This window comes from Kitasatospora sp. NPDC001225 (genome assembly GCF_053597855.1).
In genome coordinates this window covers 1-24421 of record NZ_JBSFJC010000088.1, presented here as the reverse complement: position 1 = coordinate 24421, position 24421 = coordinate 1, and the positions used below count along the sequence as shown (strand labels likewise).

Annotated in this window: 23 protein-coding genes; 12 read left to right on the top strand and 11 right to left on the bottom strand. The window is 73.8% G+C overall.

What is annotated here, in order from left to right; genetic code table 11:
- The first annotated feature begins 92 nt into the window (after positions 1-92).
- The 7 genes from ACWDCZ_RS26495 to ACWDCZ_RS26465 all read left to right on the top strand — a co-directional run bounded on the left by ACWDCZ_RS26495 (position 93) and on the right by ACWDCZ_RS26465 (position 7771).
- A complete protein-coding gene (locus ACWDCZ_RS26495; RefSeq protein ID WP_449817143.1) occupies positions 93-1259 on the top strand; it encodes a type III PLP-dependent enzyme in 1167 nt (388 codons plus the stop codon).
- A complete protein-coding gene (locus ACWDCZ_RS26490) occupies positions 1256-2383 on the top strand; it encodes a hypothetical protein (RefSeq protein ID WP_449817142.1) in 1128 nt (375 codons plus the stop codon). Before ACWDCZ_RS26495 ends, ACWDCZ_RS26490 begins: the two co-directional genes overlap by 4 nt.
- Entirely contained in the window at positions 2380-3225 is an 846-nt protein-coding gene (locus tag ACWDCZ_RS26485; RefSeq protein ID WP_449817141.1) for a hypothetical protein, read from the top strand. The genes ACWDCZ_RS26490 and ACWDCZ_RS26485 overlap by 4 nt, the downstream gene beginning before the upstream one ends.
- Before the next feature lie 10 nt (positions 3226-3235).
- A complete protein-coding gene (locus ACWDCZ_RS26480; protein ID WP_449817140.1) occupies positions 3236-4336 on the top strand; it encodes a Gfo/Idh/MocA family protein in 1101 nt (366 codons plus the stop codon).
- Positions 4337-4340: 4 nt separating this feature from the next.
- Positions 4341-6227, top strand: coding sequence for a non-ribosomal peptide synthetase (locus ACWDCZ_RS26475; RefSeq protein WP_449817139.1), 1887 nt, complete (start codon positions 4341-4343; stop codon positions 6225-6227).
- Positions 6228-6301: 74 nt separating this feature from the next.
- A complete protein-coding gene (locus ACWDCZ_RS26470; RefSeq protein WP_449817138.1) occupies positions 6302-7501 on the top strand; it encodes a cytochrome P450 in 1200 nt (399 codons plus the stop codon).
- A gap of 30 nt (positions 7502-7531) precedes the next feature.
- Positions 7532-7771: a hypothetical protein gene (locus tag ACWDCZ_RS26465; protein ID WP_449817137.1), complete on the top strand. Its 240-nt coding sequence runs from the start codon at positions 7532-7534 to the stop codon at positions 7769-7771.
- Positions 7772-7822: 51 nt separating this feature from the next.
- On the opposite strand, the gene ACWDCZ_RS26460 is transcribed toward ACWDCZ_RS26465, so the two are convergent.
- Positions 7823-8653, bottom strand: coding sequence for an SAM-dependent methyltransferase (locus ACWDCZ_RS26460; protein WP_449817136.1), 831 nt, complete (start codon positions 8651-8653; stop codon positions 7823-7825).
- Positions 8654-8968: 315 nt separating this feature from the next.
- On the opposite strand from ACWDCZ_RS26460, the gene ACWDCZ_RS26455 reads away from it, so the two are divergent.
- The 3 genes from ACWDCZ_RS26455 to ACWDCZ_RS26445 all read left to right on the top strand — a co-directional run bounded on the left by ACWDCZ_RS26455 (position 8969) and on the right by ACWDCZ_RS26445 (position 10952).
- Positions 8969-9532: an RNA polymerase sigma factor gene (locus ACWDCZ_RS26455; protein WP_147409059.1), complete on the top strand. Its 564-nt coding sequence runs from the start codon at positions 8969-8971 to the stop codon at positions 9530-9532.
- Positions 9529-10227 carry a hypothetical protein gene (locus tag ACWDCZ_RS26450; protein WP_449817135.1) on the top strand — a complete coding sequence of 233 codons (699 nt, stop codon included), beginning with the start codon at positions 9529-9531 and terminating at the stop codon, positions 10225-10227. Before ACWDCZ_RS26455 ends, ACWDCZ_RS26450 begins: the two co-directional genes overlap by 4 nt.
- Positions 10228-10379: 152 nt before the next feature.
- Positions 10380-10952, top strand: a complete 573-nt coding sequence (locus ACWDCZ_RS26445) for a MarR family winged helix-turn-helix transcriptional regulator (RefSeq protein ID WP_375877031.1) — start codon at positions 10380-10382, stop codon at positions 10950-10952.
- Positions 10953-10955: 3 nt separating this feature from the next.
- Here the strand turns inward: ACWDCZ_RS26445 and ACWDCZ_RS26440 are convergent, their stop codons facing one another.
- The 10 genes from ACWDCZ_RS26440 to ACWDCZ_RS26395 all read right to left on the bottom strand — a co-directional run bounded on the left by ACWDCZ_RS26440 (position 10956) and on the right by ACWDCZ_RS26395 (position 21229).
- Entirely contained in the window at positions 10956-11690 is a 735-nt protein-coding gene (locus ACWDCZ_RS26440; RefSeq protein WP_449817134.1) for a gamma-glutamyl-gamma-aminobutyrate hydrolase family protein, read from the bottom strand.
- Positions 11687-13174: an aldehyde dehydrogenase gene (locus ACWDCZ_RS26435; protein ID WP_388046975.1), complete on the bottom strand. Its 1488-nt coding sequence runs from the start codon at positions 13172-13174 to the stop codon at positions 11687-11689. The genes ACWDCZ_RS26440 and ACWDCZ_RS26435 overlap by 4 nt, the downstream gene beginning before the upstream one ends.
- Before the next feature lie 137 nt (positions 13175-13311).
- Positions 13312-14760: an APC family permease gene (locus ACWDCZ_RS26430; protein WP_049650721.1), complete on the bottom strand. Its 1449-nt coding sequence runs from the start codon at positions 14758-14760 to the stop codon at positions 13312-13314.
- A 142-nt stretch (positions 14761-14902) separates the two neighbouring features.
- Positions 14903-15520, bottom strand: a complete 618-nt coding sequence (locus ACWDCZ_RS26425) for a TetR/AcrR family transcriptional regulator (protein WP_049650720.1) — start codon at positions 15518-15520, stop codon at positions 14903-14905.
- A gap of 27 nt (positions 15521-15547) precedes the next feature.
- Entirely contained in the window at positions 15548-16393 is an 846-nt protein-coding gene (locus tag ACWDCZ_RS26420) for a fumarylacetoacetate hydrolase family protein (protein WP_074005209.1), read from the bottom strand.
- A gap of 12 nt (positions 16394-16405) precedes the next feature.
- Positions 16406-17344 carry a 3,4-dihydroxyphenylacetate 2,3-dioxygenase gene (locus tag ACWDCZ_RS26415; RefSeq protein ID WP_117486940.1) on the bottom strand — a complete coding sequence of 313 codons (939 nt, stop codon included), beginning with the start codon at positions 17342-17344 and terminating at the stop codon, positions 16406-16408.
- Positions 17337-18800, bottom strand: coding sequence for an aldehyde dehydrogenase (locus ACWDCZ_RS26410; RefSeq protein WP_380775418.1), 1464 nt, complete (start codon positions 18798-18800; stop codon positions 17337-17339). Before ACWDCZ_RS26410 ends, ACWDCZ_RS26415 begins: the two co-directional genes overlap by 8 nt.
- 52 nt (positions 18801-18852) lie before the next feature.
- Positions 18853-19659, bottom strand: a complete 807-nt coding sequence (locus tag ACWDCZ_RS26405; protein ID WP_449817133.1) for an acetoacetate decarboxylase family protein — start codon at positions 19657-19659, stop codon at positions 18853-18855.
- A gap of 10 nt (positions 19660-19669) precedes the next feature.
- Positions 19670-21037 (bottom strand): NAD(P)/FAD-dependent oxidoreductase, encoded by a 1368-nt coding sequence (locus tag ACWDCZ_RS26400; RefSeq protein ID WP_449817132.1) that lies wholly within the window; start codon positions 21035-21037, stop codon positions 19670-19672.
- Between the two features lie 3 nt (positions 21038-21040).
- A complete protein-coding gene (locus ACWDCZ_RS26395; protein ID WP_049656520.1) occupies positions 21041-21229 on the bottom strand; it encodes a ferredoxin in 189 nt (62 codons plus the stop codon).
- A 423-nt stretch (positions 21230-21652) separates the two neighbouring features.
- Here ACWDCZ_RS26395 and ACWDCZ_RS26390 point away from each other — a divergent pair, with 423 nt between their 5' ends.
- Together ACWDCZ_RS26390 and ACWDCZ_RS26385 are read left to right on the top strand one after the other, a co-directional pair.
- The gene (locus ACWDCZ_RS26390) at positions 21653-23008 is read left to right on the top strand and encodes a glutamine synthetase family protein (RefSeq protein ID WP_380663819.1); all 1356 of its coding nucleotides are present in this window, start codon (positions 21653-21655) and stop codon (positions 23006-23008) included.
- Positions 23009-23034: 26 nt separating this feature from the next.
- A complete protein-coding gene (locus ACWDCZ_RS26385; RefSeq protein ID WP_449817153.1) occupies positions 23035-24324 on the top strand; it encodes a cytochrome P450 in 1290 nt (429 codons plus the stop codon).
- Positions 24325-24421: the final 97 nt, after the last annotated feature.

Below are 24421 nucleotides of genomic sequence, written 5' to 3'. Positions count from 1 at the left end.
CTATGGACGTCGAGGTCGGGGAAACGACGACGAGAACGGCGTTACCGGAAACCCGGTGGGAGACACCGGCCTACCTCTACGACCTGGCCGCCGTGAGCGACGCCCATCGCCGGCTGGTGGGCTCACTGCCCGGCCCGGCCACCCTGCTCTACTCCCTCAAGGCCAACCCGCACCCCGCCGTCCTCGGCCGGCTGGCGGCGCTCGGCTGCCACGCCGAGGTCAGCTCGCCCGGCGAACTGCGCGCCGCCCTCCAGGCCGGCTTCCCGGCCGACGGGGCGCTCTACACCGGCCCCGGCAAACGCGACGAGGACGTGGCCGGGGCCCTCGCGGCGGGCGTCCGGCAGTTCTCCGTCGACTCCCCGCACGCCCTGGACCAGCTCGACCGGCTGGGCCGCGCCGCGGGCACGCGGGTGCGCGCACTGCTGCGGGTCAACCCGCCCGTCCCCCCGGCCGGGGCCGGTCTCGCGATGACCGGCGGCCCCTCCCAGTTCGGCGCCGACCTGGCCTGGGTACTGGAGCGGCCCGAGCTCTTCGCGGACCGGGAGCACGCGGAACTGGCCGGCCTGCACCTCTACATGGGCAGCAACCTGACCCGGGTGGACGCGCTGCTCGCGGTGTTCCGCTACGGGCTCGACGTCGTGCGGCGGATCGAGACGGCGCTCGGCCGCCGGCTCCCCGTGATCGACCTCGGCGGAGGCTTCGGCGCACCGTACGCCGTCCCCGGCGCACTGCCGCGGTTCGACGCGCTCAGGAGCCGGCTCGACGCCCTGCTCGAGGAGGGGCTCCCCGGCTGGCCGGACGGGGAGCGGCGGGTCGTCTTCGAGTCGGGCCGCTACCTGACGGCGGGCTGCGGCCGGCTGCTGACCAGGGTGCTGGACGTCAAGCGCTCGCAGGGGCGGCGCGTCGTCGTCCTGGACACCGGCGTCAACCACCTGGGCGGGATGTCGGGGCTCCGCAAGGAGGACCGGATCGAGCCGCGGTTCCAGTGCGGTGACGATCCCCACACGTCCGCCGTCCCCGACGGGACCATCGTCGCCGGTCCGCTCTGCCACCCGCTGGACGTCTGGACCAGGGACGCGCGCCTTCCGGACGTGGCCGTCGGAGACCTGCTGACGGTGCCGAACGTCGGCGCCTACGGCCTGCACGCGGGGCTGGCCCTGTTCCACTGCCACCCCATGCCGCTGGAGGTGGTGCTCGACGGGGAACGGGAGGTCGCCCGCGGCAGGTACGTCCTGGGCCGCGAGCGGAGCCCGCGGTGATCCGCGCCGTCCCCGGCCACCACCTCGTGCACCCCGACCACCACCTCGTACGCCCCGACCCGGGCTCCGACGTCACGACCCGCATCGAGGCCCCCGCCACGGGCGCGTTCACCATCGTCATGCGCGACGACACCTCCTACTGCGTACGGACCCTGGGCCGCGCACCGGCCGGGGGCGGCACCGTGTCGCCGGGCGGCTCGGCTCCCGCCGTCGCGGAGGCCTATCGCGCCTTCCAGCGGGACCTGAGGGACGCGCTGCGCACGGTAGTGCCACGGCCGGGCGGCCTCCGGTTCCACCTGGTCGACGCGCACCGCCTCGAACTGGCGGTCCGCCGCCGGGTCACCGGCGGGCCGCCGGTGAGCCTCGATCCGCTCCTCGACCGGGCGGTCCGGCCGCTGCGGGTGTCCCGGGGCTTCCTGCTCGGCGGCCGCCGGCAGATCGGGCTGGTGCCGCGGCCCGGCGCCGCCCCCATCCTCGACCAGATCGCCTCGCTGCCGCCGGACCCGGCCGGGCGGGGCTACACCCTCATCGAGGACGACATCGCCACCGGCGGGACCGTCGCCGCCGTCATCCGCCTGTTCCAGGACACGGGACGGCGGGTCCGGCACGTCATCCCCGGTATCCGGCTGGGCGGTTCGGCACATTCCCCCATCCTGGGCGCCGCCGTCGACCCCGTGCTCCACTACCGGACCGCTGCCGCCGGGCCGGACGGGCCCGCCCTGGAACTGCTCGACCCGCGGAACTTCCTGCTCGGCCTCTCGGGGCTCGTCGTCCGGCTGCCGGACGGAACGTGGGGCCGCACACCGTACTGGCTCCCCTTCGTCCGGACCTCGGCCCGGCTCGGCAGCCCCGCCGGGGCCGACCGGGAGTTCGCCGTCCTCATGCTGGAGGCCAACGCGCGCTTCTTCGCCCGCGTCGACCAGCTGCTGCGGCGCACCCTCCGGGTGGCCGACCTGCGACCCGACGCGCGCCGGCCGCTGTTGTCGCTGGGGATGGCGGAGCCGGGCGAGCCGGTCATATCCGTCCTGCGCAAACTCCTGACGGGGATGGACAGTTGGTCCGAACTGATCGCGGAGGTCGAGGAGCGGGGCACGGACGTGCCGGCCGGATCGGCCGCCCGGTGACCGGGCCCGGCCACGAGCCCTTCGCCGTGGTGCTCCTCGACGTCAACGGCACCCTGGTGCCCTCCGTCCCCAGCGGCCCTCCGGACGCCCTCGCCCTGCAGCGCTTCCGGCGGCTGGTGCGGCACCTGACCTCCGCGGGCGTCGCCGTGGGCCTCTGCTCGGACTCGCCGCTCCGGCAACTGCGGGAGTTCGGCACCCGGATCGGCCTGGGCGCGGCGTCCGGGTTCCCGGTGATCGCCGAGAACGGCAACGTGGTCGCGGTCGACGGGACCGTGCGCGTCACCACCCCGTTCCCGGCGCTGCGGAGCCTGCGCGCCGAGGTGGCGGAGGCGGCCGCCGCCCACGGACTGACCCGGGTCGGCGACGCGGTGGCCCCCGAGTTCGGGGGCCGGCCGCCGACCGGCCGCACCTGGGCCTTCGGGGCGAACCGCCTGGCGTCCGCCAGCGTCTTCGGGCCCCCGGACTTCATCCACGACGTACGGCACCGGCTGACCGGCTGGAGCACCGGGAGCCGCGTCGCCGTCTCCGTCGAGCTCGGTCCGGGCGGCTCGTACGCCGGGATCCACCCCTATCCGCGCACGGAGTCCGGAAAGCGCGTGGCCCTGGCCGGACTGGCCGCGCGCGACCCGAGGAGCACCCTCCTCGTCGGGAACTCGCCCGCCGACTGGGTCCCCGGGGTGCCGGGCGTCAGGTGCGCGTTCGTGGCGGACCCCGCCGTGCCCCGGCACGTACGGGACGCGGCCTGGTACGTCTCGCCGGCGGCCGACCTGGAGGGGGTCGTCGACGTCCTGGGGCACGTGCTCCGACGACAGCCGCCGGCACCAGGACCAGCCCGTTTCTGAGGAGGCCGATATGGTACGTGTCCGTGTGGGGGTCGTGGGCTGCGGGATGATCGCGCAGCTGGTGCACCTCCCGAATCTGGCGGCGCTGCGCGACCGCTTCGACATCGTGGCGCTCTGCGACCGGTCCTACGACCTGGCCCGGTCGGTGGCCGAGCGCTTCCACGTCCCGAACGCCTACGCGGCCGTCGAGGACATGCTGGCGAAGACACCCGAACTGGACGCGGTCCTCGTCCTCACCACCGACCACCGGGAACCGGTGCTCACCGCCCTGGAGCACGGCAAGCACGTGTTCACCGAGAAGCCCCTCGGCCACACGGTCGCGGAGACCGAGGAGGTGATCGCCGCCGCCGAGCGCACCGGCTCCAAGGTCATGGTGGGCTACATGAAGCGGTACGACAGCGGCGTCCGGCGGGGACTGGAGGAGATCGCGCGGATCACCCGGCCCGTCATGGCGAGGATCCACATCGTGGTGGGCCCCGAGTACGGGAACTGGATCATCCCCGAGCTGTCCCGGATCACCCGCTCCGGCGAACCCGACGGGGCGGCGGGGCCGGACGAGCGGCGCGGCCGGGTCGCCCGGGAGTTCGGCGCCGCCTCGCCCGAAGCGCTGGAAGCGTACATGGACATGTTCGGGGTGTGGAGCCACGACGTGAACGTCTACCGGGCCGCCTTCCCCGCGCCGCCGGCCTCCATCAAGGCGCACTGCTCGCCGGACGGCACGACGCTCACCGCCTCGCTCCTGTACTCCGACGGGTTCCAGTGCGTCTTCCAGGGCTCGTCCACCTCGGTCCGCCGGTTCGAGGAGAGCCTCACCGTCTGGGGCGAGGACCGCACGGTGATGCTGGACATCTCCAACCCCTTCCTGCCCAACGCGCCGTCGACCGTGCGGATCTGGCGTGACGAGGCACCGGCGGGGCCGGGCGTCGGCAGGGGGGCGGCCGTGGAGGAGACCGTCACGGGGTCCTACGAGGAGGCGTTCAAGGCCCAGCTCGCGCACTTCCACGAGTGCGTCGGCGCGCCGGGAGCACAGCCCCTCACCAACGCGCACGAGGCGCTCCTGGACACCCGGCTGATGATCGACATCGTCCGGGCAGCAACGGAACGGCCGTAGCGCCGTGAGCGGTTCCCCGCACGACCTCGACGGAGCACGGGCCGACGCCGGGACCCGGGCCGACGCCGAGGCACGGGCCGACGCCGGGGCGCGCCTCCACCGGCTGTTCGCCGAACAGGTGGCGCGCACACCGGAGGCGCCGGCCCTGCTCTGGCAGGGCCGGCGGATCTCCTACCGCCGGCTCCTCGACAGGTCCCACCAGCTCGCCCGGTTCCTGCTCGCCCGCGGGACCGGCGCGGGGGACCGCGTCGGGATCTGCGTGGAGCGGGGGCCGCACCTGATCAGCGCGCTGTTCGGCATCCTCCGGGCCGGCGCCGCCTACGTCCCGCTCGACCCCGACTACCCCGTCGAGCGGTTGCGGTACGTCCTGGAGCACAGCGGCGCCACCACCCTGCTGACGCGGAAGGGCCTCACTCCGCTCTTCGCCGACTACCGGGGCGGGATCGTCGACCTCGACGACGTCCGGACCCACCTCGACACGCTGCCCACCGAACCACCGGCCGGCTCCACTTCAGCCGACTCCGGAGCGGACCCCGCCTACGTCATCTACAGTTCCGGCTCCACCGGCAGGCCCAAAGGCGTCCTGGTCGGTCACCGCTCGCTCGCGAACCACAGCTCCGCGGTGAACCGTCACTTCCGGTTCGGGCCGGGCGACCGGGTCCTGCAGTGCCGGCCCCTCGGCTTCGACGCCGCCGCCGAGGAGATCTTCCCGCCGCTCCTGCACGGCGCCGCCCTGGTCCTCGACGGCGACCCGCTCCGGCAGACGTACCGCGCCCTCACCCGGCAGGTGATCGACACCGGGACCACCTTCCTCAGTGTCCCCACCGCCTTCTGGCACGGCTGGGTGCGGGAGGAGGACTGCCTGGTCCGGCTGGCCGAGGAGTCGTCGCTCCGTCTGCTGGTCGTGGCGGGCGAGCAGGCGTCGCGCCAGGCCCTGCTGACCTGGCGGGAACGGGTCGGCGAGCGGATCCGCTGGTGCAACGTCTACGGCCCGACCGAGGCGACCATCACCTCGACCGTCTTCGAACCGGGGGCCGACTGGAGCCCGGACCGCTTCTCCTCCGTCCCCATCGGCCACCCCGTCGCGAACGTGCGGTGCCACATCCTCGACGAGTCCCTGGCCCCCGTCCCGGCGGGCACGGTGGGCGAGCTGTACCTGGGCGGCGCGGGCCTGGCCATCGGCTACCTCGACGCGCCGGCCCTGACCGCGGAGCGCTTCGTGGCGGACCCGTTCCCGGGAGCGCCGGGAGGCCGCCTCTACCGCACCGGGGACCTGGCACGGTCGGACGCCGACGGCTGCATCGAGTTCGTCGGCCGCCGGGACCACCAGGTGAAGATCCGCGGCTACCGGGTCGAGCCGGGCGAGATCGAGGCGGTGGCCGGCGAACACCCCGCCGTCCGGGCGTGCGCCGTGGTGCTGGACGACAGCGACCCGGACAACCCGGCCCTGGGCCTTCACGCGGTCGTGAACGCGCACATGGCCCTGACGGAGCGGGAGTTGATCGGCTTCCTCCGCCGGAGACTGCCGTGGTACATGGTTCCCCCCGGCGTCCGCTTCCTCGCGGAGCTGCCCCTGACGCCGCACGGGAAGATCGACCGCGCCGCCCTCACCTCCCCCGCGGACACCGGCTCCGCCGACGCCGGCGCCGCGTACACCGCTCCGCGCACACCGGTCGAGGCCGCGCTGGCGGCCATCTGGGAGGAGCTCCTCGACCGGCGCGACATCAGCGTGGACGCCGACTTCTTCCAGCTCGGCGGCCACTCCCTGCTCGCCGCCGGCCTGATCACCCGGATCCGCGTGCGGCTGAACGTCAGCCTTCCGGTCCGCGTGCTGTTCGAGTCCCCGACCATCGAGGGGCTCGCCGCGGCCGTGTCGGACGCCCTGCTCTGACCGCGCTCCCGCCGACCGTTCACACCCCACTTCCACCTCCCATCTCCCACCTCCACCGACATCCGGAGCCATGGATGACCATCGACCTGTCGGATCCGCTGCTCTACCAGACCTCGGATCCGGAGCCGGTGTGGGCGCGGCTGCGCGCCGAGCAGCCGGTGTACCGGAACGAGCGGGCCAACGGCGAGTTCTTCTGGGCGGTCATGACGCACCGCCTGTGCACGGACGTGCTGACGGACCCCCGGGTGTTCAGCTCCGAGAACGGCATGCGGCTGGACTCCGACCCGCGGGTGCTGGCCGCGGCGGCGGGCCGGATGCTCAACGTCACCGACCCTCCCCGGCACGACAGGATCCGCAAGGTCGTCAGCTCGGCGTTCACGCCCAGGACGGTCGACCGGCTCGAAGCCACCATGCGGCGGACGGCCGCGCGCGCCATCGAGGAGGCGGTGGCCGAGGGCGGCTGCGAGTTCACCCGGGTCGCACAGACGCTGCCGGTCTCGGTCATCTGCGACCTGATGGGGGTCCCGGAGGCCGACTGGGAGTTCATGGTCGACCGGACCCGCTTCGCCTGGAGCTCCACCGCGCTCGACGCGGCGGAGGAGGCCAGGAAGGTCCAGGCCCACACCGAGATCCTCTGCTACTTCCAGGAACTGGCCGAGGAGCGGAGGAAGCAACCGCGGGACGACCTCCTGAGCGCCCTGGTGTGCGGCGAGATCGACGGGGTGCCGCTGACCGAACAGGAGGTCTTCTACAACTGCGACGCCCTGATATCCGGCGGGAACGAGACGACCCGGCACGCCACCGTGGGCGGGCTGCTGGCCCTCGCCCGCGACCCGGAGCAGTGGCGGATGCTCCGGGCGGACCCCGGCCTGATGCCCTCCGCGATCCAGGAGATCATCCGCTACACGTCCCCGGTGATGCACTCCCTCCGCACGGCCAGGGAGGACGTGGAACTCGGCGGGCGGCCCGTCCGCGCCGGCGACCACGTCGTGGTCTGGCTGCCGTCGGCCAACCGCGACGAGGAGGTCTTCGCCGACCCGGAGCGCTTCGACATCGAACGCTCCCCCAACCGCCACCTGGGTTTCATCGTGGGCAACCACTACTGCATCGGCGCGGCGCTCGCCAGGCTCGAACTGACCGTGCTGTTCCAGGAACTCACCCGGCGGGTCCGGACGATCGAGGTCACCGGCCCGGTCCGTCGCCTGCGCTCGAACCTCCTCTGGGGGTTCGACTCGCTCCCGGTGGCGTTCGTCCCGAGCCTCGACAACCACTAGCGGAAGCCGATCCGAGGAGGCCGGTCACCAGTGCCCCGTACCGTCCGAAGAGACGCTCTCCTCCCCGACGCCCGGCGCACGGTGGAGACGTACGAGCGGAACCACGACACCCGCTTCGCCCACCTGCTGCGGTTCGACCCCCAGGCGCTGGAGTCCCTGCACGCCCCGGGCGAACTGCCGGACAGCGTACGGGTCGCCTCCGGCCAGCACCCCGGCGTGGTCGAGCGGATGGCGGTGGTCACGGCGGTCGCCAAGGTCGATTCGTCGTGACGGGCTTTCACATCGCTGGCGGCGGCCTGCCAGACTGGTGCCGGGGGCCGGTCAGGGGCGGACGGCCACGGCGGCGAGGCAGGACGCCTCGGCGTCGCTGACGTGCGGGGCGTCCGGTTCGGGGCGCCAGCGGGGGGTGGAGGTGATGCCGGGGGCGAGGATGTCCCAGCCGGTGAAGAACCGGGCGAACTCGTCGGCGGCCCGGGCGCGGACCGGGTTGCCGTTGTCGCGGTAGACCTGCTCGATGCGGGCCGCGTCCTGGGGGGCGTAGTCGGGGGTGAAGTGGCTGATCACCAGGGCGGAACCGCGGGTCGGCAGTGCGTTCCCGAGCGTTTCGGCGATCTCGTGGGCGCCCTCGGGGACGAAGTGGAGCAGGGCGACGAGGCTCAGGGCGATCGGCCGGGTGAAGTCGAGGACACCGGTGGCGCGGACCGCGTCCAGGAGGGCGTCGGGGTCCCGGACGTCGGCCTGGACGTAGGCGGTCCGCCCTTCGGGGCTGCTGCGCAGGAGCGCCTGGGCGTGGGTGAGGACGATGGGGTCGTTGTCCGCGTAGACGATCCTGGCCCGCGGTTCGATGCCCTGGGCGATCTCGTGGAGGTTGGGCGAGGTCGGGATGCCGGTGCCGATGTCGAGGAACTGGGTCACGCCGCCGCGGGCGAGCGCGCGGGTGGCGCGGTGCATGAACGTCCGGTTGGCGCGGGCCGCCGACCGGGCCTGGGGGAAGACCGCGAGGGCGTGCCCGGCGGCCTCCCGGTCGGCGGGGAAGTTGGTCGTGCCGTCGAGGAAGTAGTCGTAGATCCGCGCCGAGTGCGGGCGGTGGATGGCGAGGTTGACCTCGGCGCCCGGCGGAGTGGCGCTGTCGTCGTGCTGCTCTGCTGCCATGGTGCGTTGTCCCCCTGCGTCGGCGTCATGTCGTGCCCGCAGGCCGGCGCGCCACAACCCGTGGCGCAGCGTGGCGAACCCTTGCGCGGGCCATCGTTCAGCTCAACGTGACGATATCTGATCGCATGTGACTGATCACCATCTGACAAGTCATCACATGCCAGTTCATACAAACCTTTTTGGGATCCCCTTCACATCAGGCTTTTCAGGACGATTGGATGTCCGTACGGAGGACGGCCGTTCTCCACCTGACTCCACCGTTCCCGACCCCCGGGTCGGCCGAACGTCGTCCGCACGGGCGACGAGGAGGATCATTTGACCAGCGACGACGAGTGGGCAGCCGTGCGCCCCACTCATCGGCTGTCCTACCAGGCTTTCTGCGACAGCCGCGAAGAGACCTGGCGCGGAGTCGCCTGGGCCCGGTTGCACGACCAGGAACTCGTCGACCAGGCGGTCCGCAGCACCCGCCGGGAACTGGGGCAGGACTGGCTCGGCGCGCTGAGCCAGCCCGACATCGAGGCCCACGCCTGGATGATCGCCAAGCGGTGCATCGCCGACCGGGAGATGAGCGCCGGCCAGGCCCCGCCCAGCGCGGTCGTCCCGGACTGGATCGTCGCCATCCGAGGCGCCCAAGCCCTGGCCCGCGTCAGCCTGGAGAACCTCGACAACGACTACGAGGAGCTCTACAAGGCGATCCTGCGGCTGCCGGAGCGCCAGTACGACATGATCGTGCTCCGCTACATGCTGGACATCGACTACCCGACGATCGCCACCTACCTCGGCATCACCGAGACCAACGCCCGCACCACCACCAGCCACGGCCTGGCCAAGCTCCGCCGCCTCCTCGGCACCGACACCACCATGGGGGACATGCAGTGACACGGGGACACGACCGCCGGGCAGCCACCCCCCGGAACCGGTACGACGGGAACGGCGACGGACCCGACGGACCGGTCGAGCTGCCCGACGGCGTGTCCGGTCCCGACCTGCGCCGACTCGTCCGCGCCCGCGCCCCCCTGGGCGCCGAGCACCTCCAGGCCCGCCACGAACTCGACCTCGCCGCGACCCTGATCATCGCCCAGCCCGAGGCCGCCGACTCCCTGGAGGCCCTCACCAACAACCGGCGCCGCATCCACCCCGGCGGCGCGCTCGTCCTGGCCGCACTGCTCCACCTCGCCGGACACGACGACGGCTGCCAGTTCTGGCTGCAGTTCGCCGCCGGCGGCGGCAGCACGACCGCCGCCAGCTGCCTCTCCTTCCTGCACGCCGCCCGCGGCGAGTTCCGCGACGCCGACTACTGGCGCAACCAGGCCGACCAGCTCGCCGCCGAAGCCCGTAACCCGACCGCGCCGCCCGCGCCCTGGCCCGGCCGGCCGCTCCCCCCCGCCGTGTGGGCCGACACCCTCGCCGCCTGCCACGACGGCCTGACCCTGCGCCTGCCACCGCGCGTGGCCGCCGTCGTCCACCAGCTGCCCGTCGCCACCGACGACGAGGACCACGGCGAGATCCCCCAGCCCTCCCCCACCCTCGTGGACGACCTCGCCCACGCCTCCGCCCCCGCCGGCCGCCCCTGACCCCCGCCCCGACCCGCCCCGCCCGGGCGGTCGCGCCGCGGGTGGGCGGATCCGGCCATCTAAGATGCCTGAGTCACTGGTACGGGCCCAAACCTCCGTGCCGGCGGCGCAGGCCATGTCCGAAGCGGTGACGGCGAGACGAGGGAGCACCGGTGCCCAGCCAGCGGTCCATCAACGAGGCGGAGCGGCTCGTCCAGGCGAAGCTCGGCGGCATTCCGATCCGCCGGGAGCGGATGGCCGCGGTGGCCAACATCTACCGGGCCGCGTCCGCCGTCCGGCAGCACCTGGAGAACTCCGTGCTGCGCGGCTCGGACCTGACCTGGACCGCCTTCGTGGTGCTGTGGGTGGTGTGGGTCTGGGGCGAGTCCGAGACCCGGCACGTCGCCGAGGAGGCGGGGATCTCCAAGGGGACGCTGACCGGGGTGTCCCGCACGCTGGAGTCGCGCGGACTGCTGCGGCGCACCGACCACCCCACCGACGGACGGCTGGTGCTGCTCGCGCTCACCGAGGAGGGCGAGGAGTTCATGCGCGAGGTGTTCCCCGCGTTCAACGAGGAGGAGTCCTTCGTCACCGGCCGGCTGAGCGACGCGGAGTGCGTCGGCCTCGCCGACGGGCTGCGGCGCGTGGTGCTCCAGGTCGAGGAGTCGGGCGAGGAGCGGCGCCGCTCGCTGCTGAACGGCGAGGAGCCCGCCCCGCGCCGCAGCGGCCGGCGCGCCCGCCGGTAGGACTCAGCCGGCGGCCCGCACCAGGGCGTCGAAGAGGCGCTGCTGGGCCGGGTCCTCGTGGGCGGTGTCCTCGGGGTGCCACTGCACAGCGGCGAACCAGCCCTCGTAGTCGGGGAGTTCGACGGCCTCGACGGTCCCGTCGGCGGCCCGGGCGGTGACGGCCAGGCCCTCCCCGAGGCGGTCCACGTGCTGGTGGTGGTAGCAGGACACCCGGACCTCCCCGGCGCCGGTGATCCGGGCCAGCGCGGAGCCGGGCGCGAGCGGGACGGGGTGCCGCAGGTGGCGGTGGTCCCGTCCGGGGCCGCCCATGTCCTGGTGCAGGGTGCCGCCCAGCACCGTGTTGACCACCTGGAGTCCGCGGCAGACGGCCAGCAGCGGCAGTCCGCTCGCGAGGGCCCGCCGGGCGAGTTCCAGGTCGAACGCGTCCTGCTCCTCGTCCACGTCGTAGACGGCCTCGTGGGCGTCGGGCGCCCCGTAGCGGTGGGGTGCCAGGTCGCCGCCGCCGGGGAGCAGCAGCGCGTCGAAGCGGGAGAGCCGGGCGGCGACCTCCTCGGGGTCGGCGGTGCCGCCGGGCGCGTGCGGGTGCAGGGTGGCGGGCTCGCCGCCGGCCCGCCAGACGGCCTCGACCAGCGCGCGGGCGCTGACCTCCGCGGCGTACCGCAGCGCGGAGGTGGTGGCGGCGAAGCGGGCGGGGACCGCGACGAGCGGGCGGCGGGCCGTGGGCGGGCGACGGGTCACAACTGGATCCAGGTGGTCTTGAGTTCGGTGTACTTCTCCAGCGCGTGGGCGGACTTGTCGCGTCCGTTGCCGGACTGCTTCATGCCGCCGAAGGGCACGGTGAGGTCGCCCTCCTCGTAGCAGTTGACCCAGACCGTACCGGCCCTGAGGGCGCGGGAGACCCGGTGGGCGGTGGACAGGTCGGAGGTCCACAGGCCGGCCGCGAGGCCGTACTCGGTGGCGTTGGCGAGGGCGACGGCCTCGTCGAGGTCGTCGAAGGCGAGGACGGAGAGCACCGGGCCGAAGACCTCCTCGCGGGCCAGCCGGCTGTCGGGGGCGACCCGGTCGAAGACGGTCGGTTCGAGGTAGGAGCCGCCGGTGCCGGTCAGGGTGCGCCCGCCGCCCGCGCGCAGGCGGGCGCCGTCGTCGAGGGCGGTGCGGACGTGGCCGAGCACCCGGTCGAGGTGGTGCTCGCCGACCAGGGCGCCCATCTCGGTGGCCGGGTCGAGGGGGTCGCCCACCCGCAGGGCGCGGGCGCGCGCCACGACGGCCTCGGTGACCTGCTCGGCGACGGAGCGGTGGACCAGCAGCCGGGAGGGCGCGGTGCACATCTCGCCCTGGTTGAAGAAGATGCCCCAGGCGGCGGTGGCCGCGGCCCGCTCCAGGTCGGGGGCGTCGGGCAGGACGATGTTGGGCGACTTGCCGCCCAGCTCCAGCCAGACCCGCTTGAGGTTGGAGTCGGCGGAGTAGCGCAGGAAGTGGCGGCCGACGGCGGTGGAGCCGGTGAAGGCGAGGACGTCCACGTCGGGGTGGAGGCCGAGGGCGCGGCCGGCCACCGGTCCGTCGCCGGCCACGACGTTGAGCACGCCCGGCGGCAGCCCGGCCGCGAGGCCGATCCGTCCGAGCAGCAGGGCGGACAGCGGGGAGTGCTCCGAGGGCTTGAGGACGACCGTGCAGCCGGCGGCCAGGGCCGGGGCGATCTTCCAGCCGGCCAGGGTGAGCGGGAAGTTCCACGGGACGACCGCGCCGACGACCCCGGCGGGCTCCCGGGTGACGAGGGCGAGGGCGTCGGGCGCGGTGTGTGGGGACTCGTCGGTGAGCTTGTCGGCGAGCCCGCCGTACCAGCGGAAGGTGGTGATGACGGCCCGCAGTTCGATGTCGTGGGCGTCGGTGACCGGTTTGCCCATCTCCAGGCTGATGGTGAGCGCGAGTTCCGTGCGCCGTTCCTCCAGGAGGTCGGCGAACCGCAGCAGGATCCGTCCGCGGTCGGCCGGGGAGAGCCGCGGCCAGGGGCCGTGGTCGAAGGCGCGGCGGGCGGCGGCGACGGCCGCGTCGACCTCGGCCGGGCCGGCGTCGGCGGCCTCGGCCAGCACCCGGCCGTCGCGGGGCGACACCACGGGGAACGCGCCGTCGCCGGGTTCGTCGGCGCCGTCGATCAGGTGCGTGACGGCCGGTTCCAGCGCCTCGGCCCGGCGCAGCCAGTCGTCGTGGGTGGCGAGGGTCATCGGGTCCTCCGGAGCACGTGGGTGCGGGGTGGGTGGCGCGCGCCCTGCCTGCGGGCGCGCGCCGGGGAAAGCGTCAGCCGAGGAAAGCGTCAGCCGGGGAGAGCATCGACCGGGCAATGCGTCGACCCGGGGGCGCGTCAGCCGGTGCGTCGGCGCCGGATGCGCTGGTTGGCCACGCCGAGCGCCATGACGACCGGCACGGACAGGACGAGCCACAGCGCGGTACCGGCCTCGCCCCCGATCAGGGTGGTGAAGTTGGCCAGGATGAGCCAGATGGCACCGGCGATGCCGAGCGCGCCCAGCACGGGGGCGATCACGGTGTTCCACAGCCTGGTGTCGACCCGCCGGCGGCGGAAGTACACCACGACGGACACCGAGGTGAGCAGGTAGAGCAGCATCATCGCCAGGACGGCGAGTCCGCTGAACCAGGAGAAGAGGGTGAGCACCGGGTCCTTGCCGGCCAGCGCGAAGGGCACGACCAGGAGGACGGCGATGGCGGTCTGCACCCGGCCCGCGACCGCCGGGGCGTGCCGCCGGTTCAGCCGGCACAGCGGTGCGGGCAGCTGCCGGTCCCGGCCGAGGCAGAACAGGTACCGGCTGGCGGAGTTGTGGAAGGTCAGGACGCCGGCGAACAGCGAGGTGGCGAGCAGGACCGGCAGGACTCCGCCGATCCAGCCGCCGAACAGGTCGGCCACGGGGGCGAAGACGAACCCGGCGGAGTCCCCGGCGGCCACCGCCTTGGCGGCCGCCGCGGGGGCCTTGGCGGCGCCGTACGCGGAGATCAGCATCCATGAGGTGAGGGCGAAGAAGACGGTGACCACGGTCACCGAGAGGTAGGTCGCCCTCGGTACGGTCTTCTTGGGCTCCTTCGCCTCCTCGCCGTAGATGGCGGTGGCCTCGAAGCCGAACATCGAGGCCAGGGCGAACATCACGGCGACGCCCGGCGCGCCCTGGAGGGCGGCCGACGGGGAGAAGCTCTCGGCCACCCCGAGCCCTTCCGGCCCGCCGCCCTTGACCAGGGTGACCACGCCGAAGACCAGCAGGATGCTGAACTCGGCGAGGACGAACGCGGCCAGCACCCGGGCGCCCATCTCGATGCCCAGGGCGCCGAGGGCCTGCACCACGGCCATGGTGACCAGGGTGTAGACCCACCACGGGAGGTGGAGCGGGGTGTGGTCGGAGACCAGCCCGCTGACGATCGAGCCGTACAGGCCGTACATCGCCGCCTGGATGACGCAGTAGGCGAACAGGGCGACGCTCGCGCTGCCCGCGCCGGCGGCCCGGCCGAGGCCGGTGCCGATGTACGTGTAGAAGGCTCCGGCGTCCACGACGTGCCGGCCCATGGCGATGAACCCGACGGAGAAGAGCAGGATCACCGCCCCGGCCACCACGTAGGCCGCGGGGGTGCCGGAGCCGTTGCCGAGGGCGACCGAGATCGGGGCGGCGCCGGCGATGCCCGTCAGCGGGGCCTGGCCGGAGAGGACGAAGAAGAGGATGCCCAGGACACCCAGGGCGTTGGGTTTGAGCGTGGCCGCGGTGGGGGCGTCCCGCTCGGTCCGTTCGGAGGACGTCGTCCGACTGTCCACACGGATCACCTGCCAGGTCGAAGTGGGGGAAGGTCCGGAGAAGGTCGTTTCAGGTCAAACGAGTTGCCTCATCGTGGGGCGGCGCCATGCGTTTGACAAGGGGTCGGGAAGCAGGAAAAAAGGGGGGTGGTAGGGCGCGGCGTCAGCGCCCGTCGGGCTCCTCGGCCAGCCCGGCCAGCAGGCCCCTGAGCTCCGCCAGCGCCTCCTCGGTGGCCTCCCGCTCACCGAAGACCAGCTGGTGCAGCACCAGGCCCTCCAGCGCGGCGAAGACCAGCCGGGACATGCCGCGGCTCACCGGGCCGGGCAGGATCCGGCCCAACTCGCTCCGGCTGGCCTCGAAGTACTCCTCGTAGAGGCCGCGCAGGTGCGGCAGCAGCTCCGGCCGGCGGCGGGCCTCCAGCAGCAGCTCGTACTGGAAGGCCTGCACCTCGGGACCGGACTCGACCATCTCCACGAGACCGGTGGCGAAGTCGGCCGCGGGGCCGGTGCCGACGCCGAGCGCGCTGACGCTCAGCGAGGAGCGGATGGCGTGGGTCAGCGCCTCCTCGATCAGCGCGTCCCGCGTGCCGAAGTAGTGCACGACGAGCCCGTGGGTGACACCGGCCTCCTGGGCGACGGCCCGGTAGGTGAGCTTGCGCAGACCGCCCCGGGCCACCACGCGCACGGCGGCGTCCAGCAGGGCCGTCCGTCCCGTCCCGTAGTTCGTCACGCGCTTGCGGGGGCCGCGCTCGACGGTGGTGGGCTTGACGGGATCGGTCATGTGATCGACCCTACCGGCGCGCACCGGTCAGCGCTTCGGCGGCCGGATGCCGCGGAACTCCCAGTCCCCGCCCAGGGCGGTGGACAGCACCTCCTCCGACTCCGTGGGCTGCGCCCCCACGTCGGTGCGCACCGGGGTCGGCCCGGCGACGATGCGGTTGGCGAGCCGGCCGAGGCCCTCCACCTCGACCTCGACGAGGTCCCCGGGCGCCACCGGCCGGGAGTTGGCCGGGGTGCCGGACAGCAGCACGTCGCCGGGGTACAGGGTGATGGTGCGGGCGATGTCGGCGACGAGGTAGTGCATGTCCCAGGTCATCTCGTCGGTGGAGCCGTCCTGGACGACCTCGCCGTTGACGTAGGTCCGCAGCCGCTTGCCGTGGAAGTCCCAGTCGGTGACCAGCCCGGGGCCGAGCGGGCACAGGGTGTCGGAGCCCTTGACCCGGAGCATGGAGCCGGCGTCGGTGTCCCGGAAGTCGTGCAGGCCGTAGTCGTTGGCCACGGTGTACCCGGCGATGTACTCCCCCGCCTCGGCCGGGGAGACGTTGCGCGCGGTGCGGCCGATCACGATGGCGACCTCGCCCTCGTAGTTGAGCCACTTGCAGCCCTCGGGGCGGACGACCGCGCCCCGGTGGGAGTTGAGCGCCGAGGTCGGCTTGTGGAAGTAGGTGGGGCTGTCGGGCAGGCCGATCCGGAACTCCTCCACCCGGCTGCGGTGGTTGAGGTGGACGGCGATCACCTTGGAGGGGACGACGGGCGGCAGGTGGTGGGCGTCCTCGGCCGCGACGCGCCGGCCGTCGCCGGCCACCAGGTCGTCGCCCTCGCGCACGGTCTGGACGGCGGCGCCGTCGAGCAGGATGCGGCGGTACTCGGGCATGGCGGGGCCTTTCTAGCGGAGGCTGTGGGGGTTGCGCGGGCCGGCCGAGGCGGCGGACGGGCCGGTGCCCGTCCAGCCGCCCTGCGGGCGGTCGAACCAGAGGTGGGCCTGGCCGGTGCCGATCGCGTTCTCGTACTCCCCGTACTGGCGCGCCGTCGCGGTGCAGGCCCGCTCGCCGAGTGCGCCGGCCATCATCAGGTAGTGGGAGAACCCGGCCTCGGGCCGGTGGCGCCGGAACTCGTCCATGGTGTCGAGGACCCGGTCGTGGCGGCCCTCCTTGAACCAGGCGATCCGCTCCCGGTCGGCCGCCCGCGCCTCGGGGGTGAAGATGTGCGCCGGGTCGCCGGACTCGTGGTCGCGCAGCTCGCGCAGCGGCCAGAAGGTGTGGGACAGGGCCCCGGAGGCGATCAGCAGCACCCGCCGGCCCGGGGTGGCGGCGATGCCGTCGGCCAGGGCGCGGCCCAGCCGCAGGTGGTCCTCGGCGTCGCCGGTCTGGCAGACGCCGATGGTCACCCAGCGCTTGTCCGGCAGGCCCTCGCCGAGGAACTTCCACAGGTTGACGGTGGCGTAGTAGATCGGCAGGTACGCGTCGTCGACCGGGGTGATCCAGGTGCCGTGCCGGTCGGCGAACGAGGCGATGGCGCGGGCGAGTTCGGGGTCCCCGGGGAAGTCGTACGGCATCCGGCACATGCCGCGCGGCAGCTCCTCGGAGGTGAACAGCCCGGCCCGGCGCTGCTGGGCGGTGACCACGAACTCGACGGTGGTCGCCCAGTGGGAGTCCAGGACGACGACGGTGTCGTAGTCCGCGCGCTCGAAGACCTCCTCGCGCAGCTGCCGCAGGCCGGTGACGAGGGTGATCTCCCGGCCGTCGTTCAGCCGGCGCCTGGTCTCCTCGGGCAGCACGATGGTGGGCACGTGGGCCAGCAGGCCGGCCCCGACGATCTCACCCATGGCTGGTCCACCCCTTCGGCGAGGTGACGGTGTTCTTGACGTCGCAGTAGAAGTCGAAGCTCCAGGTGCCGCCCTCGCGGCCGACGCCCGAGTGGCGGGAGCCGCCGAACGGGGCCTGGAGGTCCCGGACGAAGAAGCAGTTGACCCAGACGGTGCCCGCCACCAGCCGCGCGGTGACGCGGCGGGCGCGCTCCGGGTCGCCGGTGGCCACGGTGGCCGCCAGGCCGAAGCGGGTGTCGTTGGCCAGCCGGACGGCCTCCTCCTCGGTGCCGAAGGTCTGGAGGGTCAGGACGGGGCCGAAGACCTCCTCCTGGACGATCTCCGCGTCCTGGGCGACGTCGGTGAGCAGGGTCGGCGCGTAGTACCGGCCGTCCCGGGGCCGGCCGCCGATCACGGTGCGGGCGCCGGCCGCGACGGCCCGCCGGACGAAGCCGTCGATCTTCTCCAGCTGGCGGGGGTGGACGGTGGGGCCGATGTCGGTCGCCTCGTCCCGCGGGTCGCCCTGCACGAGGCGTGCGGCCCGCTCGACGAAGCGCCGGGTGAACTCCTCGGCGACCGTCTCCTCGACGAGGAGGCGGGTGGCGGCCAGGCAGACCTGGCCGGCGTTGTCGTACTGCTCCACCGCGAGGTCGACGGCGAGGTCCAGGTCGGCGTCGGCGAAGACCAGCAGCGGGGACTTGCCGCCCAGTTCGAGGCTGAGCGGGGTGAGGTTGGCGGCGGCCGACGCGGCGATCCGCCGGGCGGTCGGCACGGACCCGGTGAAGCTGATCCGGCGCACGTCCGGGTGCGAGGTGAGGGCGTCGCCGATCTCGGAGCCGTACCCCTGCACCACGTTGAGGACGCCGGCCGGCAGCCCCGCCTCGGCGGCGATCCCGGCGAGCAGCGAGGCCGTCAGCGGCGACCACTCGGCGGGCTTGAGGACGACCGTGTTCCCGGCCGCGAGGGCCGGGGCGACCTTCCAGGTGGCCAGCATCAGCGGCGCGTTCCAGGGGGTGATCAGCACGCAGGGGCCGGCCGGGTCCCAGCTGACGTGGTTGGTGTGGCCGCGGGTGTCGAAGTCCTCGTGGCCGAGCCGCAGCAGCCAGTCGGCGAAGAAGCGGAAGTTGTGGGCGACCCGGGGCATGACGCCGCGGCGGTGCGAGCGCAGCAGGGCGCCGTTGTCGGCCGTCTCCACGACGGCCAGCTCCTCCAGCCGGCGCTCCACGCCGTCGGCGACGGCGTGCAGGAGGCGGGCCCGCTCCTCGCGCGGGGTGGCCGCCCAGGCGGGGAAGGCGGCCTTGGCGGCGGCGACGGCGGCGGCGGCCTCCGTCGCGGTGCCCCGGGCGATCTCGCCGAGGACGGCGCCGTCGACGGGCGAGACGTCGGTGAAGGTGCCGGCGGAGGCGACGCGTTCGCCGCCGATCCAGTGCCGGGTGTCGACGGCGACCCCGGCGACGGTGGTGGTGTGTTCGCTCATGTCCTGGGCTTCCTCGTGTCTCCGGGTTCCTCGTGGTCGGTGCGGCGGGGGGTCACTCGGCGCCGGAGGTGCCGGACTCCAGCAGCCGGCCGCCGTCCCACACCACGCCGACCTGCCGGTAGTAGGCGGCGATCGGCTCGCGGACCTCCAGCCGGGCCAGCTCCTCGGTGGGCGCCTCGAACAGCTCCAGTTCGGAGTCGCCCACCCAGGGCTGCCCGGCCTCGAAGGAGGCGGCGCCGGACTCGACCAGCTCGTCCAGGGCGAGGCCCTTGCCCTTCTCGATGGAGGGCAGCCAGCGGTGGTGGAGCATCGGGTGGCCGTTGACGAAGCCGTTGCTCTCCGACGGCTCGCGCAGCGTGACGACGGCCTGGGCCAGGCGCCGGTCCGCGGCGGCGAGGGTCGCGCCGAACCGGGCGCCGGCCTCGATCCGCGGGGCGGGCCCGTACGGGTGCGGCCGGGTCTGGTGGATGGAGCCGAGCTTCTTCGGGTAGCCCTGGTGCAGCCCCCGGGCGATCGCGAAGTCCTTGTCGACCCAGATGTGCGCGCAGCGGCTGTACGTCCGGCCCCGGTACGCGCAGCGGACGACGGCGAACGCCTCCTTGTACTGGGCGCGCACCGGGTCGAGCAGCTCCCGTCCGGAGTCGGAGCAGGACTGCCAGTCGGCCCAGATCAGCGCGACGGCGCCCGGGTCCTCGTCGGCGAGTTCCAGCGGCTCGGGCAGCAGCTCGCGCACCCGGGCCGGGTCGGTGCGGTACTCGACGGTGAGCAGGTCGCCGGAGTAGCGCCACGGCGGCGGGGGGATCAGCGACGAGTCGCCGGTCGCCGTCTTGGGGTGGAAGTATCCACGGACACTGGCCACTTGGGGTTCCTTACGCGGTGGGAGCGGGGTGTGGGAGGGCGGGCCGCGCTACGGCCGGCTGCGGGAGGGCGGGCTGCTCTACGGCCTGCTGCCCTACGGTCGGCTGCTCGACGGCCGGCTGCTCGACGTCCGGCCGCCGCAGCAGCTCGGCGCGGTAGCGGGCGGCGGCCGCCGCGGCACCCCGCCCGCCGAGGGCGACGACGCCGACCAGGCGGCCGGCCCGGTGGTAGCCGACCAGGACGTCCCCGTCGGGGTCCCCGTCGAGGTCGCCGTCCAGGACGCGCGCGTCGTCCCGGCCGAGGCCGGGGGCGCCGAAGGACTGCAGCCGGAAGTCGTGCTGGTCGCTCCAGAAGGTCGGCAGCGGGGCGAACGGCGCGAGACCGTGGTCGGCGCCGGTGAGGTGGGCGGCGAGCACCCTGGCGGCGTGCTTGGCCGTGTCGGTGGGGATGGACCAGTGCTCGACGCGGCGCGGGACGCCGTCGTACCGGGCGTTGGGGAAGCGGGCGACGTCACCGACGGCGACCACCTCCGGCCGCCCGCCGGCCCGCAGGTGCTCGTCCGTGCGCACGCCGTCGGAGAGGTCCAGGCCGTTGCCTTCGAGCCACTCGGTGTTGGCCACCGAGCCGACCGACTCCACCACCACGTCCGCGGCCAGCACCCGGCCGTCCGCCAGCACCACCCCGGTGACCCGCTCCTCGCCCCGGAAGCCGGTCACCCCGGTGCCGAGGGCGAAGCGGACGCCCCGCCGCCGGTGGCGGCCGAGCAGCGACCCGGCGAGCAGTTCGCCCAGCGGGCCGACCATGGGCAGCGGCTGCGGGTCGACGACGGTGACCTCGGCGGCGCCGAGGGCGACGGCGGTGGCGGCCACCTCGCAGCCGATGAAGCCGGCTCCGACCACGACCACCCGCGCGCCGGGCCGGGTCAGCGCCTCGCGCAGCCCCCGGGCGTCGGCCTGGGTCCGGACGGTGTGCCGTCCGGTGGCGGGGCCGGGGCAGCGCAGCCGCCGGGCGCGCATGCCGGTGGCCACGACGAGGGCGCGGTAGGGCAGGGTCTCGCCGCCGTCGAGTTCGACGGTCCGGCGGTCGAGGTCGGCCCGGACGACCGCGGTGCCCAGGCGCCAGTGCACGTCGGAGACGCCGGCCCGGGGCCGGAGGGCGAGCGAGTCGAAGGAGGCCGTGCCCGCCAGGACCTCCTTGGACAGCGGGGGCCGGTTGTAGGGCATGTGGGGCTCGTCCCCGACGAGGGTGATCGGCCCGTCCCAGCCCGCGGCGCGCAGCTGTTCGGCGGCGCGCAGCCCGGCCATGGAGGCGCCGGCCACGAGGACGGGTGCGCCGGCCCCGGCAGTGGGTACGCCGGCCCCGGCGGTGGGTGCGGTCACGGCTCAGTCCTCGATCCGGATGGCCTGGAGCGGGCAGACGTCGGCGGCCTCCTCGACGTCGGCGCGCAGGCCCTCGTCGGGGTGGGCGACGTACGCGAGGTGTCCGTCCTCGTCGAAGCGGAAGACGTCGGGGGCGGCGAAGACGCACTGGCCGTGGTCCTGGCACTTGTTCATGTCGACGACGACCTTCATGGCCGGTCCTCCTGGTGGTGGGGGAGCGTCGCGGGAAAGGAAGGGAACGGGGGGATCGCGGGGGGCGTGGGGCCGCGGGGGCCGGATCACGGCCGAGGGGGCGGCGGACGCCGGAGGCAGGGGGCGATGGCCGCCGAGGAAGGCGGTGACGAGCGACCGCCAAAACGTTTGATGTCAAATAACATAGGAAGCAGCCGGCCTCTGGTCAAGAGCTATCCGGATGGATAAATTTCTGGGGCAGACCCCTTGCGGGAGAGCGACCGGCGTCCCTACCGTTTGCCACCAGCGAGCGAGCGTGTCCTGCCCCACCCCGCAGCCCGAAGCCGCCGCGCCCCCTCCCCCACCCCGCCACTGCCGTGCGCCCTGGCCCTCCCGACGCCGTGAACGCGGGGAGGCGCCCCACTTCCCCCAGAGGAGACACCGGTGAGCGCATCCGACATCCCGCCCGTCCGCCACCACCTGGAGCGGCTGGCCGCCCAGGGCATCGACGTGGTCCGGGTGACCTATCCCGACCTCATCGGCACCGAACGGGCCCGGGACGTCCTGCTGGACCACCTGCCCTCGGCCTGCGAACACGGCCTCGCCTTCTGCCGCGCCGTCTACCACACCAGCCCCCAGGGCGACGTGGTCCCCGTCCCCGGCGGCCTGGACGCCGGCCTGCCCGACATCTGCGTGCGCCCCGACCTCGACACCCTGGCCGCCCTGCCCTGGGAGCCCGGAGTCGCCAGCTGCCTCGGCGACGTCACCGACCCGGCCACCGGACGGCCCGCCCCGGAATCCCCCCGCGACCTGCTGCGCACGGTCGTCGACCGGTGCCGGGAGCACGGCCTGCACCCGGTCGTGGGGCCGGAGTTGGAGTACTTCCTGTGCGACGCCGCGCCCGGGACCCCGCAGGGCTGGCGCCGCTACAGCGAGGCCGCCGGCGTGGTCTACACGGCGGGGCTGCGCGCGGACGCCGACAACCACCTGCTGCGCACCCTGCGCCTGCTGCGCGACCTCGGCATCGGCATCACCAACGGCAACCACGAGTTCGACGGCTCCCAGTTCGAGATCAACCTCAACCACTCCGACGCCATGGCGGCCGCCGACCGCGCCTTCCGCTTCAAGTCCGCGGTCAAGGAACTCGCCCGCAAGGAAGGCCGGTTGGCCACCTTCATGGCCAAGCCCTTCCAGGGCGCCGGCGGTTCCGGCTTCCACCTCCACCTGTCCTGCGTGGACGGCGCGGGCGGCAACGTCTTCGCGGACCCGGCCGCGCCGTACGGGCTCAGCGCGACCGCGCGCCACGCGGTGGCCGGCGTCCTCGCCCACGCCCCGGCGCTCGCGGCGCTGGCCAACCCGACGGTCAACTCCTACAAGCGCTTCGGCCCCGACACCCTCGCCCCCTGGCTGATCGACTGGGGGCTGGACAACCGCAGCGCCATGGTCCGGATCCCGCCGGAGCGCGGCTCCGGCAGCCGCTTCGAACTGCGGCTGGGGGACGCGAGCGCCAACCCCTACCTGCTGATCGCGGGGACCGTCGCGGCGGCCCTGCTGGGCGTCCTCGCCGGCGAGGAGCCCGCCGCCCCGCTGGAGGGCTACGGCTACGACCGCGCCAGGTCCGCGCTGCTGCCGACGTCCCTGCCCGAGGCGCTCGACGCCCTGGAGGCGGACCAGGCCCTGACCGGGGTGCTCGGCCGGGACTTCGTCGACGCCTACCTCTCGTACAAGCGCGACGAGGTCGCCCGCTTCCAACGGCACGTCACCGACTGGGAGTTCACCGAGTACGCGTACCACCTGTGAGACCGAGGAGACCAACCGTGACCACCGTGCCGTCCACGCCGCCCGCCTCCGGCGCCATCGACGAACCGCTGCCCCTCGACCAGGTGGACCTGGCCGACCTCGACAACTTCACCGACGGCGTCACCCCGTGGCGGATGTTCCACACCCTGCGCCACCAGGACCCGGTGCACTGGCAGCCGGAGGAGGCGCCCAACTCCGGCTTCTGGGCGGTCACCCGGCACGCCGACATCGCCCGCGTCGACCGGGACGCCGAGACCTTCACCTCGACGAGGTTCGTGAACCTGGAGGAGGTCGACGATGACCAGATCAAGAAGCGCGCCTCCATCCTGGAGCTGGACGGGGTCCGCCACCGCGCCCTGCGCAGCATCCTCCAGCGCCAGTTCGGCGCGGGCGTGATCAACAGCTACGCCGACTTCCTGCGCGGCCTGACCGCCACCACGCTGGACGCCGCCCTGGCCAAGGGCCGCTTCGACTTCGTCAAGGAGGTCTCCGCCGACTTCCCGATCAACGTCCTCGCCCGCCTCCTGGACGTGCCCCCGGAGGACAACCAGCAGCTCATCGACTGGGGCAACCGGATCATCGGCAACACCGACCCGGACTACGCCGACGTCCTGCTGCACAGCGCGGAGAGCGAGAAGTACCGCGACCTGCCGTTCCGTTCGCCCGCCTCGCTGGAGGTCTTCGCCTACGGCCGCGAACTCGCCCGGCAGCGGCGCGGCGGCGCCGGCACCGACCTGGTCTCCAGGCTGGTCAACGAGACCCCCCGCGACGGGGTGCCGCTCTCGCCGCAGGACTTCGACAACTACTTCCTGCTCCTGGTCGTCGCCGGCAACGAGACCACCCGGCACACCATCAGCCACTCCATGCTGGCCCTCCTCCAGCACCCCGAGCAGCTCGCCCGCCTCCGGCAGGACCCGTCCCTCATCCCCGGCGCGGTGGAGGAGTTCCTGCGCTGGGCCTCCCCCGTCTACCACTTCCGCCGCACGGCCACCCGCGACGTCGAACTCGGCGGCAGGCGGATCAGGGAGGGCGAGAAGGTCGTCATGTGGTTCGCCTCCGGCAACCGCGACGAGGAGGTCTTCGGCAACCCCTACGACTTCGACGTGACCCGCCGCGACAACGACCACGTCACCTTCGGCAAGGGCAGCCCCCACCTGTGCCTGGGCAACCTGCTCGCGCGCACCGAGATCCGCATCATGTTCGAGGAGCTGATCCCGCGGCTGGCGGGCATCGAACTCGCCGGGGACGTCCCGCGGGTGCGCTCCAACTTCGTCAACGGCATCAAGCGGCTCCCGGTCGAGGTCACCCTCGCCTGACCCGCCGCACGAGGTCGGACGGGCCGCCGCCCGTCACGGACACGCGGCCGCCCCGGCGCCCCGGCGACGGCGCGTCACGCCCGCCGCGCCGGGACAC

Coding starts and splice junctions, on each gene's coding strand:
- ACWDCZ_RS26470 (WP_449817138.1), top strand. CDS start 6,302: ATGACCATCGACCTGTCGGATCCGCTGCTCTACCAGACCTCGGATCCG.
- ACWDCZ_RS26410 (WP_380775418.1), bottom strand. CDS start 18,800: ATGAGCGAACACACCACCACCGTCGCCGGGGTCGCCGTCGACACCCGG.
- ACWDCZ_RS26415 (WP_117486940.1), bottom strand. CDS start 17,344: ATGGGTGAGATCGTCGGGGCCGGCCTGCTGGCCCACGTGCCCACCATC.
- ACWDCZ_RS26480 (WP_449817140.1), top strand. CDS start 3,236: ATGGTACGTGTCCGTGTGGGGGTCGTGGGCTGCGGGATGATCGCGCAG.
- ACWDCZ_RS26435 (WP_388046975.1), bottom strand. CDS start 13,174: ATGACCCTCGCCACCCACGACGACTGGCTGCGCCGGGCCGAGGCGCTG.
- ACWDCZ_RS26425 (WP_049650720.1), bottom strand. CDS start 15,520: ATGACCGATCCCGTCAAGCCCACCACCGTCGAGCGCGGCCCCCGCAAG.
- ACWDCZ_RS26460 (WP_449817136.1), bottom strand. CDS start 8,653: ATGGCAGCAGAGCAGCACGACGACAGCGCCACTCCGCCGGGCGCCGAG.
- ACWDCZ_RS26420 (WP_074005209.1), bottom strand. CDS start 16,393: ATGCCCGAGTACCGCCGCATCCTGCTCGACGGCGCCGCCGTCCAGACC.
- ACWDCZ_RS26395 (WP_049656520.1), bottom strand. CDS start 21,229: ATGAAGGTCGTCGTCGACATGAACAAGTGCCAGGACCACGGCCAGTGC.